General features: G+C 42.4%; 15 protein-coding genes. 6 read left to right on the top strand and 9 right to left on the bottom strand.

Annotated elements, in window-relative coordinates:
* The 4 genes from HWQ37_RS07015 to HWQ37_RS07000 form a co-directional block, all read right to left on the bottom strand.
* On the bottom strand, nt 1–973 hold a 973-nt coding region (locus HWQ37_RS07015), incomplete at its 3' end, for a glycosyltransferase family 4 protein (RefSeq protein ID WP_292745255.1).
* Between the two features lie 6 nt (nt 974–979).
* Nucleotides 980–1,165, bottom strand: coding sequence for a DUF4291 family protein (locus HWQ37_RS07010; RefSeq protein ID WP_292745259.1), 186 nt, complete (start codon nt 1,163–1,165; stop codon nt 980–982).
* Nucleotides 1,166–1,206: 41 nt separating this feature from the next.
* Nucleotides 1,207–2,361 (bottom strand): NAD-dependent epimerase/dehydratase family protein, encoded by a 1,155-nt coding sequence (locus HWQ37_RS07005; RefSeq protein WP_292745253.1) that lies wholly within the window; start codon nt 2,359–2,361, stop codon nt 1,207–1,209.
* A gap of 203 nt (nt 2,362–2,564) precedes the next feature.
* Nucleotides 2,565–3,083 (bottom strand): hypothetical protein, encoded by a 519-nt coding sequence (locus HWQ37_RS07000; RefSeq protein ID WP_292745252.1) that lies wholly within the window; start codon nt 3,081–3,083, stop codon nt 2,565–2,567.
* Between the two features lie 257 nt (nt 3,084–3,340).
* Here HWQ37_RS07000 and HWQ37_RS06995 point away from each other — a divergent pair, with 257 nt between their 5' ends.
* The 5 genes from HWQ37_RS06995 (at nt 3,341) to HWQ37_RS06975 (ending at nt 7,304) form a co-directional block, all read left to right on the top strand.
* Nucleotides 3,341–3,694: a slr0373 family blue light stress response protein gene (locus tag HWQ37_RS06995; protein ID WP_292745250.1), complete on the top strand. Its 354-nt coding sequence runs from the start codon at nt 3,341–3,343 to the stop codon at nt 3,692–3,694.
* Nucleotides 3,695–3,772: 78 nt separating this feature from the next.
* Nucleotides 3,773–5,284, top strand: coding sequence for a stress-responsive protein Ycf46 (gene ycf46, locus HWQ37_RS06990; RefSeq protein WP_292745248.1), 1,512 nt, complete (start codon nt 3,773–3,775; stop codon nt 5,282–5,284).
* Nucleotides 5,285–5,425: 141 nt separating this feature from the next.
* On the top strand, nt 5,426–5,776 hold the full coding sequence (locus HWQ37_RS06985; RefSeq protein WP_094350625.1) for a DUF1257 domain-containing protein: 351 nt from the start codon (nt 5,426–5,428) through the stop codon (nt 5,774–5,776).
* A gap of 411 nt (nt 5,777–6,187) precedes the next feature.
* Nucleotides 6,188–6,652 (top strand): hypothetical protein, encoded by a 465-nt coding sequence (locus HWQ37_RS06980; RefSeq protein ID WP_292745246.1) that lies wholly within the window; start codon nt 6,188–6,190, stop codon nt 6,650–6,652.
* 46 nt (nt 6,653–6,698) lie between these two features.
* On the top strand, nt 6,699–7,304 hold the full coding sequence (locus HWQ37_RS06975; RefSeq protein WP_292745244.1) for a Uma2 family endonuclease: 606 nt from the start codon (nt 6,699–6,701) through the stop codon (nt 7,302–7,304).
* A gap of 257 nt (nt 7,305–7,561) precedes the next feature.
* Here the strand turns inward: HWQ37_RS06975 and gloA2 are convergent, their stop codons facing one another.
* From gloA2 to HWQ37_RS06950, 5 genes are all read right to left on the bottom strand, one after another.
* Complete coding sequence (gene gloA2 / locus HWQ37_RS06970; RefSeq protein WP_292745242.1) at nt 7,562–7,948, bottom strand: SMU1112c/YaeR family gloxylase I-like metalloprotein; 387 nt, start codon at nt 7,946–7,948, stop codon at nt 7,562–7,564.
* 82 nt (nt 7,949–8,030) lie between these two features.
* Nucleotides 8,031–8,558 (bottom strand): PEP-CTERM sorting domain-containing protein, encoded by a 528-nt coding sequence (locus HWQ37_RS06965; protein ID WP_292745240.1) that lies wholly within the window; start codon nt 8,556–8,558, stop codon nt 8,031–8,033.
* A gap of 96 nt (nt 8,559–8,654) precedes the next feature.
* Entirely contained in the window at nt 8,655–9,113 is a 459-nt protein-coding gene (locus HWQ37_RS06960; RefSeq protein ID WP_292745238.1) for a hypothetical protein, read from the bottom strand.
* Between the two features lie 41 nt (nt 9,114–9,154).
* On the bottom strand, nt 9,155–10,798 hold the full coding sequence (locus HWQ37_RS06955; RefSeq protein WP_292745236.1) for an iron uptake porin: 1,644 nt from the start codon (nt 10,796–10,798) through the stop codon (nt 9,155–9,157).
* A 315-nt stretch (nt 10,799–11,113) separates the two neighbouring features.
* Complete coding sequence (locus tag HWQ37_RS06950) at nt 11,114–14,137, bottom strand: beta-propeller fold lactonase family protein (protein WP_292745233.1); 3,024 nt, start codon at nt 14,135–14,137, stop codon at nt 11,114–11,116.
* A 604-nt stretch (nt 14,138–14,741) separates the two neighbouring features.
* On the opposite strand from HWQ37_RS06950, the gene HWQ37_RS06945 reads away from it, so the two are divergent.
* Nucleotides 14,742–16,163, top strand: coding sequence for an esterase-like activity of phytase family protein (locus HWQ37_RS06945; RefSeq protein WP_292745231.1), 1,422 nt, complete (start codon nt 14,742–14,744; stop codon nt 16,161–16,163).
* The last annotated feature ends 257 nt before the right edge of the window (nt 16,164–16,420 follow it).

Raw genomic sequence — 16,420 nt, 5'->3', positions numbered from 1 at the left:
TCGCTCCTTGAAAATCTGCTGTTGGCTCAAAAAGATATCCATTTACCCCATCTGTCACAATATCAGGAATTCCCCCGGAACGGGCTGCTACCACGGGACAACCAGCAGCCATCGCTTCTAGTAGCACTAAGCCTAGTGTTTCTGTACGGGAAGGAAAGATGAAGGCATCAGCACTCGCAAAGGCAGAACCTAATTCTTGTCCCATAAGATACCCAACAAAATAAGTGTTTGTGCCAGCAAAGTGTTTTTGCAATGCTTGACGGTGCGGCCCATCTCCAACCAATGCCAAGCGCGCTGCCGGAATTGCTTCTAAAATTGGTTTGATGCGCTCAATTTCTTTTTCGGCGGAAAGCCGCCCAACGTAAAGTAACAATGGACTTTCTGGATGATTTTGTGATAAGCGCGATCGCATCTCTACACTAGCTAAATCGGGGTGAAATAATTCTGTATCTACCCCACGCTGCCATAAATCTACACGTTCAATACCGTGTGCTGTCAGTTCCTCTACCATTGCTGTAGAGGTACACAGATTCAAAGCTGCTTGATTATGAGCGCTTTTTAGCAGTTCCCAAAGAAAACCTTCTAGCATCGCCAAGCCGTAATGTTGAAGATATTGGGGTAAATGCGTATGATAAGACGCTACTAAGGGGATTTTCAGGATTTTGCTATAAAATATCCCAGCTAAACCCAAAACGGCTGGATTCACCACATGAATAACATCTGGCTTAAACTCTTCTAAAGCGTAACCAATGGCTGGGCGGGGTAATGCCATTTGCAATTCTGGATACAATGGCAGAGGAAAGCCAGTAACGCCGTAAACTTTAGCGCCTTTGTGTTCTCTGATGCCTCCATCAGGGGCAATCACCAACACTTGATTACCAGTGCGTTGTAAATGGTCAACGGTATGGCGTAAGCGCGTTACAATGCCGTCAACCTTGGGTAAAAAGGTTTCGGTAAATAGAGCAATTCTCATATAAAACTATTCAATCCAGGCAGATAATCTCAGCTTACGAATGCATTTTGCTATTAAACCAGAGTAAACTGTCTCGCGTGCTGTAATCAATTCTGTACAGTCAAAATAACTGTGGTAAACAGCAAATTTAGTAATAGCTGGAAGATACGCCTGATAAATAATAATTGATTGGTCGTCATATTGTGCTAAAATACGACGACCATTTTTAGACCCGCGATTTACTGGGGTTTATCCTAAGTTCTATGCCAAGAGACTTTAGGCATAATTTGTTTGTGATCAACTCGTTCCTGATACTTGATGGCAAAGTTTAACAGAGAATCGAGGAGAGAATCAGAGAGCAAGTGAGGCTGTAAACCTAAATCGAGCAATTTAGTGTTTTTAGCGTTGAAATAATGTTCTTCTTTCTCAACCCTGGGATTATCTAAGTGATTGATTTCTACCTTCAATCCCATAGCGTTACCAGCTTTTTTCACCATCAATGCCAAATCGCCGACGCTAAATTGTTCGGTAAATTGGTTAAATACGCGGAATTCACCAGCCTCGGCAGGATTAGCGATCGCTAATTCCACACATCTTACTGTATCCCGAATATCTAAAAATCCGCGGGTTTGCCCACCTTTACCGTAGACAGTTAACGGATGTCCGATTGCTGCTTGAATACAAAACCGATTTAGTGCTGTACCAAACACACCATCATAATCCAGCCGATTAATCAGTAGTTCATCTATACCCGTTTCTTCGGTTAAAACGCCATAAACTACACCCTGATTTAAATCAGTTGCCCGCAATCCCCAAATCCGACAAGCAAAGTGGATGTTATGACTATCATGGACTTTGCTTAAATGGTACATTGAACCGGGCTGCTTGGGATAAGGTAGGGTATCCTTGCGTCCATTGTGTTCAATGGTGATATACCCTTCTTCGATGTCGATGTTGGGTGTACCGTATTCACCCATTGTCCCCAGCTTCACCAAATGACAGTCGGGGAAATCTTCCCGCATGGCGTACAGTAAGTTCAGCGTCCCAACTACATTATTGACCTGGGTAACAACAGCGTGTTCGCGGTCAATCATGGAAAATGGAGCTGAACGCTGTTCGCCAAAATGCACAAGGGCATTTGGCTGAAATTGCTGTAATGTTTTATGAAGAAACTCGTAATTCGTAATATCGCCGATGAACAAGTCGATCGATTTACCCGTCAAATCTTGCCAGCGCTGGAGACGTTGTTGAATTAGTGCGATCGGAGTGAGAGTTTCAACACCAAGTTCATTATCCCAGTGCCGCCGCACCAAACTATCTAAAATTCCAACTTCATAACCTCGATTGGAAAGGTAAAGAGCAGTTGCCCAACCGCAATATCCATCACCACCAATAACCAGGACTTTCATCTTCACCAGTTTTTACTCGCTGATAGCTAAATCTACCAGGTTTATGTACGCTCTCAATCATCATTCTAGGAGAGATGTGGATTTTGGGCGTTAGGAGTGCTGAGTTAAGAGTGCTGAGTTAGGAGTTTTGTTTATCTCCTTGTCTCCCTTGTCCCCCTTGTCCTCCTTGTCTCCCTCATCTCCAATGCCCCATTCCCAATCTTTCAAGATTTGGAAATCCGATACTGTTGGGCAATGTAATAAAACAAACGATAGTAATCTTGAAAATTTTGGCTCTTACTTCGTCCCCGCAAACAGTATTTAACTTGACTTTGAGTTAGTGTCAGTGTCATCGAACCTACTTGTCGATCGACTTCTACAACAAGTACTCCCAACACTCCTTGGGTAGTCTGAAAGTTCGATTTTATCTTTTTCACCGACTCTCGATCGCTTGGTAGCTGATGACTTGCCCACCCCCGAATTTCCACGGAGTTATCTTGTGGTGAAATAAACGCAATTCCATCATCATTTGCTGGGGCTGCTAAAGAAGTCCAGTTACTCGGATATGGAAATTCAAAGCCATAACGGGAGTTGCTATAAGTTTTCCAGGCGATCGCTCCGGCATTAAAATCATTTACAGTACAACCCCACAGCATTACTAACAGGCCAATGACTCCGCTAACGCTGGCAGCAAACCGATAAATTCTTCGCCCCAAACTAGAGATTTGATTAGCAGTAGCCATTTACAGAAACTCTGATATTGCACCATTCTCAATTAGCCAACTAGTATGCCACATCAATCTTAAGAGGTTCATAGTTATAGATTTATCGTTCAATTTCAAGGGCTAGATGAACCACAACCCATCTATTATGGTGCTGATAAATCCAAAATGTAAATAAATGTAACGAAAATGACGTTAAAACGTTTTACCGTCTTGACAAGCAACAAAAGAACCGATAACTTGATATACATACCCGGGTAAGACCGTTAAAGAGTTATATGCAAACGCAAACTAAGCAAAAGGTCACTTTGTATTTATCGCCAGAGTTGCACAGAAAACTGAAGATTCGTTCAGCAGTCGATTCCGAGCCAATGTCAGAACTTGCCGAACGCGCCCTTGGTTTTTACCTATCTAATCAAGAATTGGTTGACGAGTTAGAAGACTCTTCTTATGGACGGACTCATAGAGTTTATTCATGCCCAACTTGTGATAGTTCACTAGTCTTACGTGATGGGGAACTGGTTACTTTAGGCAATCAACCAGCAGTAGTTGGTCAAGAGCATCTTTCTATTAATGAGATGGATGAAGATGAAACCAATCCCAAGGGTGAGGAAGAGTTAGTTCCTTGCTAAATAAATATTCATGATTCGGTTGTCTTTACCAGAAGCAATGTCTCTACTGTCTCTATAAGGTCTCAAGTAGGTCGAAGTATGAACGAAGAGCTCAAGATCCTAATTCAAGCTCAATACCCTTTAATCTACCTTGTGACCTCCGAGGAAGAGCGGGCCGAGCAAGCAATTTCCACAATCGCCCAGTTATTAAAGCCCCAGCGCCGAGTATTTATTTGGACAGTAACACACGGGATTGTTGAGTATGGTCAACCCCGGAATGTCACCCAACATAATACTGTGTCTCCAGAGGCAGCGATTGAGTGGATTATTCGGCAGAAAGAACCAAGTATATTTATTCTTAAAGATTTACATCCCTTTATAGATGCACCTGCGACTAACAGATCGTTGCGTGATGCGATCGCTAGTTTCAAAGGTATGCAAAAGAACATCATTTTGATGTCTCCGATGCAGCAAGTACCTATAGAACTGGAAAAAGAAGTTGTCGTTCTCGACTTTACATTGCCAGATATGGCTGAGTTGAATAAAGTCTTAACTCACCATATAGAGCAAAATCGTGGTCGGCGACTGACAACAGAAGCCAGGGAAAAACTTCTTAGAGCCGCTTTAGGTCTAACTAAAGATGAAGCCGAGAAAGTCTACCGTAAGGCACAGGTAACTAAAGAGCGTTTGACGGAAGATGAAGTAGACATCGTTTTATCTGAGAAAAAGCAACTAATTCGGCGCAATGGCATCTTAGAATACATTGAAGAAGATGAAACTATTGATGCTGTAGGTGGCTTAGAAGAGTTAAAAAGATGGCTCAAGCAACGCTCTAACGCTTTTACAGAAAGAGCGAGAGAGTATGGTTTGCCTCAACCAAAGGGGATGTTAATTTTAGGAGTTCCCGGTTGTGGTAAGTCATTAATTGCCAAAACTACTTCCCGGCTGTGGGGTTTACCACTGTTGCGGTTAGATATGGGGCGAGTTTACGACGGCTCAATGGTGGGACGAAGTGAAGCAAATCTGCGAAACGCCCTGAAAACAGCAGAATCTATTTCCCCAGCGATTTTGTTTATCGATGAATTAGATAAATCCTTTGCTGGTAGTGGAGGCTCCTCTGATTCTGATGGGGGGACTTCAAGTAGAATCTTCGGCTCTTTCCTCACATGGATGCAAGATAAGAAATCACCAGTGTTCGTCATGGCAACCGCCAACAGAGTAGAACGCTTACCTGGCGAGTTCTTGAGGAAAGGACGCTTTGATGAAATTTTCTTTGTCGATCTGCCAACACCAGAAGAACGGCAAGATATTTTCAATATTCATCTGACCAAGCGCCGTGAAGACATCTCTCGATTCGATCTTGAGCAACTAGCCAAGATGTCTGACGGCTTTTCTGGGGCAGAAGTTGAACAAGCGATCGTTGCGGCAATGTATGAAGCTTTTGCCCAAGATCGGGAGTTCACCCAACTAGATATTATTGCTGCACTGAAGGCAACATTGCCGCTGTCTCGAACGATGCAAGAACAAGTAACGGCTCTGAGAGATTGGGCCAGACAGCGCGCACGCCCCGCAGCATCCTCCGTAGCTGAATATCAGCGAATGGAGTTTTAAAAGCTTTCCTCTGCCATCCCAGGGGGAAAGGCTAGCTGAAAATGCTAGCAGTTATAAGAAAAGCCGCATCCTGTTAAGCGCGGCTTCGCCCAAAACAAACCGTTGTCGTTTTTCTCAATCTTCTCATTGGAGGAAACCCAAATGTCTCACTTTAGCACCCTGCGTACCAAAATCACCGATGCCGAAATCCTCAAGGCTTCCTTGCGCGACCTCGGTATCAGCGTAAAGACTGAAGCTGATGTCCGTGGTTATAACGGTCAGCGTGTCCGTTCGGACATCGTTGCCGTGTTGGAAGGCGAATATGACCTCGGCTGGTCTCGCAATGGCGATGGTTCTTTTGACCTAATCGCTGACTTGTGGGGCGTTGCTAAGAAGCACAACCAAACCGAGTTGATCAACTCAATCAACCAAAAGTATGCCGTTAACAAAACTTTGGCTGAAGTAAAACAACGCGGTCTGCAAAACGCCAATGTGAAGTTGGTATTGCAATAACAATTTCTCTGCGCGTTCCCAAAGCTGCACGGGTTAACCATATAAATAGCGGTTAGCCCGCTTTTTTATCGGGACTGAGATATATTTTCAGTCCCGATTTTATAATGTTTTATCGAACAGAATTCAGGAGTCAGGTGGTCACTGAGCGTAGTCATTAGCGCAGCCTCTCGTAGAGAAGTGAGTCAGGAGTCAGCATGAATTCTGTACGAAAAAGCGGATAACCATTTATAAAGTAAATCTTTAGACTACAAGATGCCTCGTTCTTGGACTGCTGCCTCTTATCAAATAAAGGAGGCTCCGCTCTCGGAATTCGTTCCCAGCCTGAAGGCTGGGAACGAGGATACAATAAGTCTTTGGGCTTTTCTTAGTGCCATTCCATTCTGAGCATTATTGTGAAGCGCATTTTGTACTATGATTAATTTTTTTACAAAAACTGTATTTACTAGCATCACTACTTTATTACTAGTGCAAACAGTCACCGCTCAACCAGTACCGACAAAAAAGCAAGTCAATCAACCAATACCATTCAATTCCAGAGTACGAATTTACCCGGCAAATAATAGCTTGCCAGCAAGTCGTTTGATGACGATTGAAAGTGTTATTAAAAAGTCTAGTAAGATGCGAATCACAGAAGCAAAACTTACAATGTATGAGGAATTTGCAGCTAAAACAGGAGAGTACAAATCCTCGATTTCTAACAACCGAATGGTGTGGATAGTGACTGGTTTTGTCCAAGGTGAGTTGAGAATGTCTAAAGGTAGAAGTGTCTGCACTGATAACGCCAAAATTATCGAAGTAACGGATGCTGAAACTAGCGATTCTTTTGGTAGAAGCATTTACTGTCCCCCAAAGAACGTGATAAATTTTATGCCGTAAAGTTGACTTATAATCAATACAACTTGCCTTCAGGAGATTGAATTTCATGACATATATCTCCCCAAAAACCCTCACATTTGAAGATTTTCTCTGCCAATATCAAGATAATCCCCGCTATGAACTAGCAGATGGAGAACTAATTGACATGGAACCCACTGGCCCGCATGAAACGGTGAGTGGCAAACTTGCAACCCAAATTGGCATCTACCTTGTTGCAGAACAACTCCCCTGGTTTATTCCTCGCACTTGTTTAATTTATCCCTTTGCTGATACAGCTACAGTTCGTCGTCCTGATATTGTAGTTCTTGATGAAACCGTTCTCGACTGTGAACCCCTTTGGCAGCGAGAACCTGTAATTACTCTCGGACGCTCAATTAAATTGGTGGTGGAAGTTGTTAGCACTAATTGGGAAACCGACTATGCAAGAAAGCTTGAGGAATATGCGCTTTTAGGTATCCCGGAATATTGGATTGTGGATTATCGAGGGTTGGGTGGTGTAGCATTTATTGGTAAACCCAAACAACCTACATTCACTGTTTGTCACTTGGTTGAAGATAGTTACACTCAACAAAAATATCGACTAAATCAATCAATTAACTCGCTACTTTTACCCAGTCTTCAACTTCGTTTAGATGACATTCTACCTCGTTAAATTTAGGTGTATAAGAAGAGTTATAAGCGTAGGTATAGCAGAAGTATATAGGGTTCCTATAGCAATTTTGGCAGTAATAACGGGGAGCATCCCAAATGTGCAAAAACGCTGATAGCCCTCATCCCCTAACCCCTTCTCCCAAAGATGGGAGAAGGGGAACTAGAATTATGTCTCCCCTCTCCCAAAGATGGGAGAGGGGCTGGGGGTGAGGGAAAAGATTTAAGCTTGCATTGGGATGCTCCCGTGATAACGTAACTTTAATGCTCATAAATTTCTAATGGTAAATTGTCTGGGTCTTTAAAGAAAGTATATTTTTTACCTGTAATTTCATCAACTCTGATATTTTCTACCTCTAAGCCTTTTGATTTTAAATAAAAAACAGTTTCTTCTAGATTATCAACTTGAAAAGCAAGATGTCTTAAACCACAAGACTCTGGTTTACTAGGACGTTCTGGGGGATTTGGAAAAGAAAATAATTCGATTTGAGTATTTTCTGCAACTTTTAAATCTAATTTATAAGAATTTCTGGCGGCGCGAAAAGTCTCTTGAATAATCGAAAAGCCTAAAACTTCTACATAAAATTTTTTTGAGCGATCGTAATCAGAACAAATAATAGCTACATGATGAATACCAGTGGTTTTCATAAGATTCTTGTTTTTTAATAAAATTATTAAGAGAGTGTACGTAGATGGAAACACAACCACATTACACCCTCTTAAGTCGAGCTTAAGCTTTAATCTTTTTGCTCGATCTTACCTTTATTTTCAGGAACAGGCCAATAGTGCCAAGAAGAAGTGTGCTATCTAAAGTACTAGGTTCAGGTACTTGTCGATAAGAAACTGTACCGGAATCGGAAGTTTCGGAGGAATTGGAAAACAATGTTCCAGCAATTTCGTAACTTTTAGAAGAATTATTTTTGTCGAGAAAGCTGTACAGCAATCCAATTGGCGCGTTATTTGCTAAGGATACGGTTGGAAATACAACGGGATAATCTGGATATTCAATATCATCCTTTGCAGTGTAAATATTGGGGTTATTATCGAATTGAAAAGTTAGCGATCGAACTGGCGCTACTGGGATATTATCATTACTGAAAGTTGAGTTATCAAAGCTAAATAGACCGTTACCTTTAGCTGTAGAACTATCAACGGTGAAAGCATAATTAACAATTGCAGCCGATGCGGATTTAGTGTTTAAGGTAGCCAAACCCAAAACAAGACTAGTAGCGATCGCTAATTTTGAAAGCAATTTCATATCGATTATCCTCAAGATAGATTTGTGTAAGTAATCTTGACAGCGAAGCATGGCAGAAAATATTTAGAAATGAATGACAACTAACACCAGAAAAAGTTACCAATCAGGTGTTTTTACAACTAATTCTGTCCAAGGGGTGCAATCTGGTTCTCGAGCAGTATCTTTAGTAATAGGAGCATTGCACCCACGTACTTTAAAGGTGTACCTAACAAGATCCCTGGCTCCGGTATAAGTCCAATTACGGGCTGTTGGGTCATCAATTTGTGTCATATCATCTTTATCGTCACCCCAACTAACTTGATAGAAATCATTTTTTTGACATACATCCCAACTAATCCGAATCCTCCGTACTCTTGTTGTGTCTGCAACCAAATTGTATGGATTTCTAGAATCACAGGGAGGATTATCTGTTTTTTTCTCGCAGTTACTAGTACCAGGGGTGCATTCAGCTAGTGTTTTAAGTGGGCGAATTAATCCAGCCGAGAATGTTGTTAAGAAGATGATAGAGGTCAGACTATATCTCAAAAAAATGGAACTCAATCGTATTTTGTACATCACAAATCCTTCAGTTATCTTGATTAAAACCACAGCAGAATTTAGAAGGTAAAGGTAGTTCTAATAACTCCCAATACAGCATCACTATTACGCTCGTCATGGTTGGGGGCAGTCAGCCAAATTAAACCAGGGGTGATGGTAATATTGTCTGAAAGTGCATAGCTGTAAAAACCTTCAAGATGCAAAGAGGTATTTCTGTCTTGAGCAGAGTCGCGGTTTTGTGGTGCAATTATCTCCGTAAACAAATTAGCGATCGCTCCATTAGCACCGGTCACTTTTGGTTCTATCCCCACAACAATTCCCGCCAAATTGCCTTTTTTACCCAAATCCGGGAAAGCTAAAGCAACTGCATAGTTCCAAATATCGGCATCTCCTACGCCTAAAACACGGGTTTTGGCATAGCCAGCCCAAGCGTTAATCAAAAAGCCGGAATTTACTTGATAGGATGCTTCCAAGCCGTAAGCGTTGGTGGAAGTAGGCGAATCAGTAACTAAACCCAAGTTAGCCTTTTGGCTACCAGTACCGGGAATTGCCAAATCTTCACCCAGGTTATTGTAAGCATTGACGTAAGTTAAACCGATACTGAAGCGATCGCTAGGTTGGAAAGTTAACTGGGCGATCGCCCCATAAGAACCATTGAATAAACCGTTGCTAGCATTGGGATTGGATGCTGTACTAGATAAATATCCCAAACTCAATTCCAACCCATCCAAGAAACGATGTCTCAGCCCAACCCCTGCGCCAGAAGGCACAAAGTAGTAAACTGAGTTACGGCTGCCAAACTTAGATAAAGCACCCCTGGCTCCTTCATCTCCATCTAAGAAAGGGTTGACTGTATCCACAAAGTCTTCAACTTCTCCTTCGTTGGCAAAAAAAGTAACCTCGGTTTTTTTACCTAGAGGAAATCTGTAAAACAGCGTCTCAACTCCAACTTGATTATTTTCAGGATCTTCATCCCCAATTTCTCCATTAAAAGCGAGAGTTCCTTCTGGTAATCTAGTTCCAGTGCCACCCTCACCAGAGAAGTAATTGAAGTTAAGAGCCTGTAATCGAGTTCTGAGTAAATCTTGGCCAGTGAAACTGGTGTCAAAGTTGAGCCGAACGCGATCGCCAAATGTAGTGTTTGTGGGAATATCACCATTATCGGCATCTTGCCCACCTGCAAAGCCTGATATAGCAAAAATAGCCTGACCATTAAGTTTTGTCGTCGTCGAAAACTGCTGTTTATCCAGAGTTTCGAGGTGAGGTTCTAAAACATCCACTCGACCCCGCAAAGTAGCCAATTCAGCTGCGAATTGTTCTTGTAACTTTTGCAGAGTTGTTAAATCTTCTTTCTTAACTATGTCAGTGGTTGCAGTTGAAATTAATTCATTTACCCGCGACAAACAGGCATTAATTCCAGCCGCAAATTCGTAACGAGTTAAAGCCCGATTACCGCGATAAGTTGCATTAGGATAACCTGCAATACACCCATAACGTTCCACCAAAGATTGCAATGCACCGAAAGCCCAATCCGTCGGCTGTACATCCGAAAGTTGAGAAACAGAAGTTACCTGTCCAGATGATTCTTGAACAGTTCCAGCTAAAACAGGAAATGCAATCGCCCCAGTTGTGGCAGTGATTACCGAAAATAACCCCAAAGCCACTGGAGAAATCGGCAGCCACTTCCAAAACATTTTGCTCATTTTTTCTGTAATCCTCACACCATTTACGATCAATTGCAGAACTTACCCCAAATACCTTTCAAACTCTTATTACTCCGCGTTCTCTGCGCCTCTGCGGTTCGATTTTCCGTTACCTGTGCGTAAAGTCCTAAATAGATAGGACTTACGCACACTCTACGAATTCTTCTCTACGAGACGCTGCGCGAAGGCGCTCTTGGCGCTCTTGGCGGTTCGATAAATTAAGCTTTTTGGCAATTTTTGCGTAAAGTCCTAAATACAAAAACCAGGCAAAACATTGTAGAGACGTAGCACTACCACGTCTCAGACATCTAATACTTACTTCTTAGCTTCAGGAGAGTTAATCGTTTCACTCAATTGCCAATGCTTTAGAAGTTCAGCACGGTTTTGCCGTAAGTCTTTACGGTTGCGTTCTTCAGGATAAGGAATATTGTCACCCTTAATTCCTGCCCAGAGAATCTCGTTGAATTCTTCTGGATCGAGATTATCTTCACCGACAAAATTGAAATCCTTAGTCATAGCAGCCCACCATTTTTTAGCATTTAAAATGGGCATCGCGGCTGTTTTTTCAACACTACGATCTTGGCAAGCTGGTACTAATTTTGGATCTACAGGTTTAACACACAAATTACCTGGCACAATCGCGGTGTAAGGCTGAAAATTCGGTTCTCTAGTAAAGGCATCTGACATTGGTTCAGCATTAGCATCAGTAATTGCCAAATAATTAATGTTTAACAAATCCTCCATCGTCCGCAACACACTAATAGTGTTGTAGTTAGTGCTAACGAGCGCACCCCGTTTTGTATAAGGCGAAATAACGTAGGCTAAAGAACGGTGGGAATCAACATGATCCGGCCCATTTTGGGAATCATCTTCAATGATGAAAATTGCTGTTTCCTTCCACTCCGGCAGATGGGAAATTTTCTCTACCAGTTTGCCAATAGCATAATCATTATCTGCCATTTGCAGTTCAGGAGTATTTAAGCCAAACAAAGCAGTGCCAAAGGAACCAAAATGATCGTGAGATAAACGCACAAGCATTAAATTGGGTAATCCATTTTCCTTAAGATCCCTTTCCCATTCGTTGTACAAATAAATATCGGCATTATTTTGATCGAATGACCGGAAATAAAGATCGGTTTTATCCAACAATGCAGTTTTAGTAACAGGAGCTTGAGGAATCTTATCAGCGTAGGGGGTTGGGGAAATGGGGATATAAGCTGGGTTTTTTGGATCGGGTTTAGTAGGATCGGTTTGGCTGGTAACATAAGGAGCGCCATTGTCAACAAAGAAACCGTAATTACGTACAGTTTTGCCAGCACGTAGCGCCGTATCCCACAAATAACCACCAATGGCATCCGGCTGGAGATTACCATCACCTTCAGGAGCATCAACGTCCCTGTCTCCAGGTAATATGGAAGACTGCCCAGAAGGATCTAAAATTCCTGTTAGACGGGTATTGATTGGCGAGCGATTCGAGGAAGTTTGGGGTAGTGCGAGACTGATATTCCGATTTGTACCTTCGTAATCGTAGGTTAAGCCGTTAAAACCGGCGTTACCGTAAAGAACTGATTGAGTTTTTTCGGTGTAATCTGTAGTCCGAGCGTAAGTAGACCAGTTCCAACCGACTCCACTAGATTCGCCACTGTCGTAGAAGTTATCAAAAGTTGCAAAGCCAAAGGATAATTTGTGATGGTTGGGTGAAATACGTTGGGGGAATAAAGTGATTGCTGGGTCGCCATTACCCAGAGGTAAGTCACCGAGTACCTGGTCATAAGTACGGTTTTCTTTAACTATGTAGATAACGTGCTTAATTTTGCCTTGTAAATACTTCATTGTCCGGTCAGGACGACGATTGTAGAAACCGTTGTTTTTGTCTACCTGCGTTGAAAGCATAGCCAAAGTACTGCTACTTGGCACTGGAATAATTGAGATACCAGCTTTTTCTAAAGCCCAAGTGTACTGATTTTTAAAATTGGTGTTACGTGCTAGTCCGGCTGGTGTCGTCCGACTGTTTGACGGGTTAGGGCCAGAATTGCTCTTGGCATTGACAACGTAAAGTCTTTGACCATCTTGACTAACACTTACAGAATTAGGATACCAGCCAGTGGGGATGCGTCCATTCACCCGGCCACCTTGCAAATCCACAATAGCGATCGCATTTTCGCCACCTAAAGTAACATAAAGTGTTCGTCCATCTGGACTGAGATTTAAAGAGTTAGGGTTGGCTCCTTTGTATCTCTCACCAGGTCGAGACAGAGAGATGGTTTGGACAACGTTATTGTTATTGGTATCAATGACTGAAATTGAGTCATCATTACCATTAGCTACATATAGTCGATTTTGATCGGGCGAAAGCAGTACTTTGTTTGGCTGGCTACCTATGGGTATACGGGTAATGTGTCCAGAAGCAATGCTAACAGCAACTACTTCGTTATCGCGCTGGCTACTAATAAAAACTTTAGCTGCTTGACCATTTTCTGCACTTTTGATAGCGACATCAAAGGGAAATTCCCCAGTTGCTATTTTATCGCCAGCCTTAAAGAATTTAATTTCTTTAGTTACCTTGCGGGTAGTAGCATCAACGATTGAAATTGAGTCATTCTCAAAGTTTGCAGCCACTAAGGTCTTGCCATCCTGACTAACTGCAATACCCGCGACAACCGCTCCAGTACCTACAGCCTTTGCTGGCGTATTCTTCAACAAACCACCATCATATTTAGGGAAAGGGGCAGTTTGATCGGAATTGTGACCTAGTAAAATAAAGGGAGCATCTGGTACATACTGGCTACCATTAGATGCATAAACATACACGCGATCGTCAATTCCGCCTGATACAAAGAAGCGCGAGCTATCTTTAGCCCAAGCCAAACCGTTATAGGTATTGGGAATGTTAATTTGTTGTTTTTTAACTAACTTACCACTACTGACATCATATACAAAAACCCATTCTGCCTTGGGGGTATTTGTACTGCTTGGCTTGCCAGTTAGCGGGTCTAATACAGGATAAGTGAAAGCGCTACCTGTATTTTCATTGTTGAAGTTTTGGTTATAGCCACTAGTAAGCACCAGTAAAGTTTTTCCATTTGGGCTGAGGGCTGTGCTTACGGCTTCAGCAGCATCAGCATTATCATCTGTACGCAAACCAGTTGCTAAAGGTGCAAAGGTCGAGCCTGGTGCGGCTGCGGGCGTGATGGTTTGACCTGTGGGTAGCAAAGCTGCTCCACCCCCTAAGTTACCAACGGGTTTGGTAGTCCGAGCGCTAGCTAATTGTATATTTGCACTCAAGCTACTTACCAGCAAAAGACTTAATAGATACCCTTGGTGTCTGCTAGTTTTCATGCAATTTTTTTATAATAGGGATAACCATTTCAATACAGATATTTATAGTTAATGGTTAAGCTATCAGTAATTTTTGGTTATGTTTTGGTAGTGGTGGATTGTATCTAGTTAAGTTTTTTTAACACGCTACGCTAACAGGAGTAAAACACGCTTTATACCTGGTTAACAGACTTAGACCAATTCTGTATGAAGATGCGCCCATAGTACAAGAAATAAAGAACGAACCGCCAAGTACGCCAAGTACGCCAAGAAAGAAGAAATTAAGAGAGAGGAGTAGTTTCACAAAGAAACGGTATTAGTACAACATTTCATTAATTCGTAGCGAATTCTCTGCGTTCCTCTGCGCTTACCTTTGCGCCCCTTTGCGTTTAAATTTCAACCCTCAATTCGCCACGATTTTATGCAAAGCTGTACTTAGCAGTGGTTTTTCTTTGTCTCTCTCTAGCAGATAGAAAATGTTACTGCTGAGGATTTTTAGACAAACTTTAATAACCTTTAGTTAATTCAAGCTTAATTTCTACTTAACCAGAAATATAGAAAATAACAAAGTAAAAAAACAGACAATATTCTTCAATAAATACTGTCTTTTAGCAATAGAACTGATATGCTCAACAAAAGTCTCATTTTGTCCTTGTTGGCGTTATTTGCAATGGCTCCTGCCGCCAATGCAGAGGTTAAATTGATTGCAATTGGGAGTCTAGATGGCAAGACAGGCGATCGCTCCACCAAAACATCTGCTCCCCTAGAAAACGGCGTTGCGGGAAATCTCTTAGGTGGTCTAGGGTCGGGACTGGCTTATGCTGGCCGTAACACCTTTATTGCTATCCCAGACCGAGGCCCAAATGCGGTAGCATACAACAGCGCTGTTAATGATACAGTATCTTATATCAACCGCTTCCAAACTATCAAACTGGAACTCGTACCAAGCAAATCGGCTTCAGCATTGCCCTTCAGCCTTAACCCTTGCTTAATTGACACGACTCTGTTATTCAGCAAAAAGCCTCTTTACTACGGAAGTGGTGCGGGATTGAATGTACCTAATGGTTCCCCAGCCTTAAATACCAAGAATCAAAATTATTTCTCTGGACGCTCAGACAACTTTAACCCTACCCAAATCTCGACCTATTCCAACAATGCACGTTTCGATCCTGAAGGGGTGCGTGTATCCAATAATGGAAAGGACATCTTTATTTCGGATGAATACGGCCCTTATGTATATCAATTTAACCGCCGTACAGGTGAGCGGATCGGGGTTTTTAACCTCCCTAGCAAGTTTGCAGTCAGCAACTTGAGTCCTGTTAGTGATACAGAGATCAGTGGTAACACCTCCGGTCGGGTTGCAAACAAAGGCATGGAAGGACTTGCAATTACTCCCAACGGTAAAACCTTGTTTGGCATTTTGCAAAGTCCACTACTCCAAGATGGTGGGACTGATGGTGCTTATACCAGAATCGTTAAGATTGACATAGAAACAGGTGCTACCCAGGAATACGCCTATCAGCTAGATAATATCGGTACGGCGGCTAAACCGAAATATCCTACCGTTAGCGAGATTTTGGCTATAAGCGATCGCCAATTCTTAGTAGATGAACGCGATGGCAAGGGATTAGGCGATGGCTCTAAGGCTGCCTTCAAGAAAATTTACCGTATCGATCTGACAAATGCTCAAGAAGTCAGCAATATCACCGGGGAAAGCAAGCTTGCTGGCAAGGCAGTCAGCAAAACCCTATTCCTCGATGTGGTAGCTGCACTAACTCAATACGGCATCAAACAAGAAGACATTCCAGCCAAGCTTGAAGGTTTGGCTTTCGGAAAAGATGTGAAAATCAATGGAGTGGAAAAGCATACATTATTCATCGCCAACGACAACGATTTTCTTGGTACTTTAGTGCCGGATACTTATCATTCGACGAGTGTTGACAACCCAAACAAGTTTTTCGTTTTTGCGGTTGACAGTAACGATCTGCCGGGTTTTGTCCCGCAGGATTTCAAAGGAAAAGACCAGGATAGCAGAGGTGATGATTGATATTTGGTTTAGTTGATACTTAATCATTAGAAGCAAATATACCTGGCGATTAGAAATCGCGGCTACACAAACCAAGTCCGCCTACGCGGACTCAAAGAACTTGAAACCCACGGAGGTGGGTAAAGTCTCGTATAGCCGCGAATTCTATTCACCAAGGCAAGCTGCCATGAAATTAGATCGTATCACCAGCAATCCTAATCGGATGAATGGACAACCCTCTATTCGTAATCTTCGCCTTACCGTTCGTCGGGTGATTG

It is taken from the genome of Nostoc sp. NMS4 (assembly GCF_017115095.1).
Classification (GTDB): Bacteria; Cyanobacteriota; Cyanobacteriia; order Cyanobacteriales; family Nostocaceae; genus Nostoc.
The sequence above is the reverse complement of the archived record's forward strand: the minus strand, read 5'-3'. Positions and strand labels throughout refer to the sequence as shown.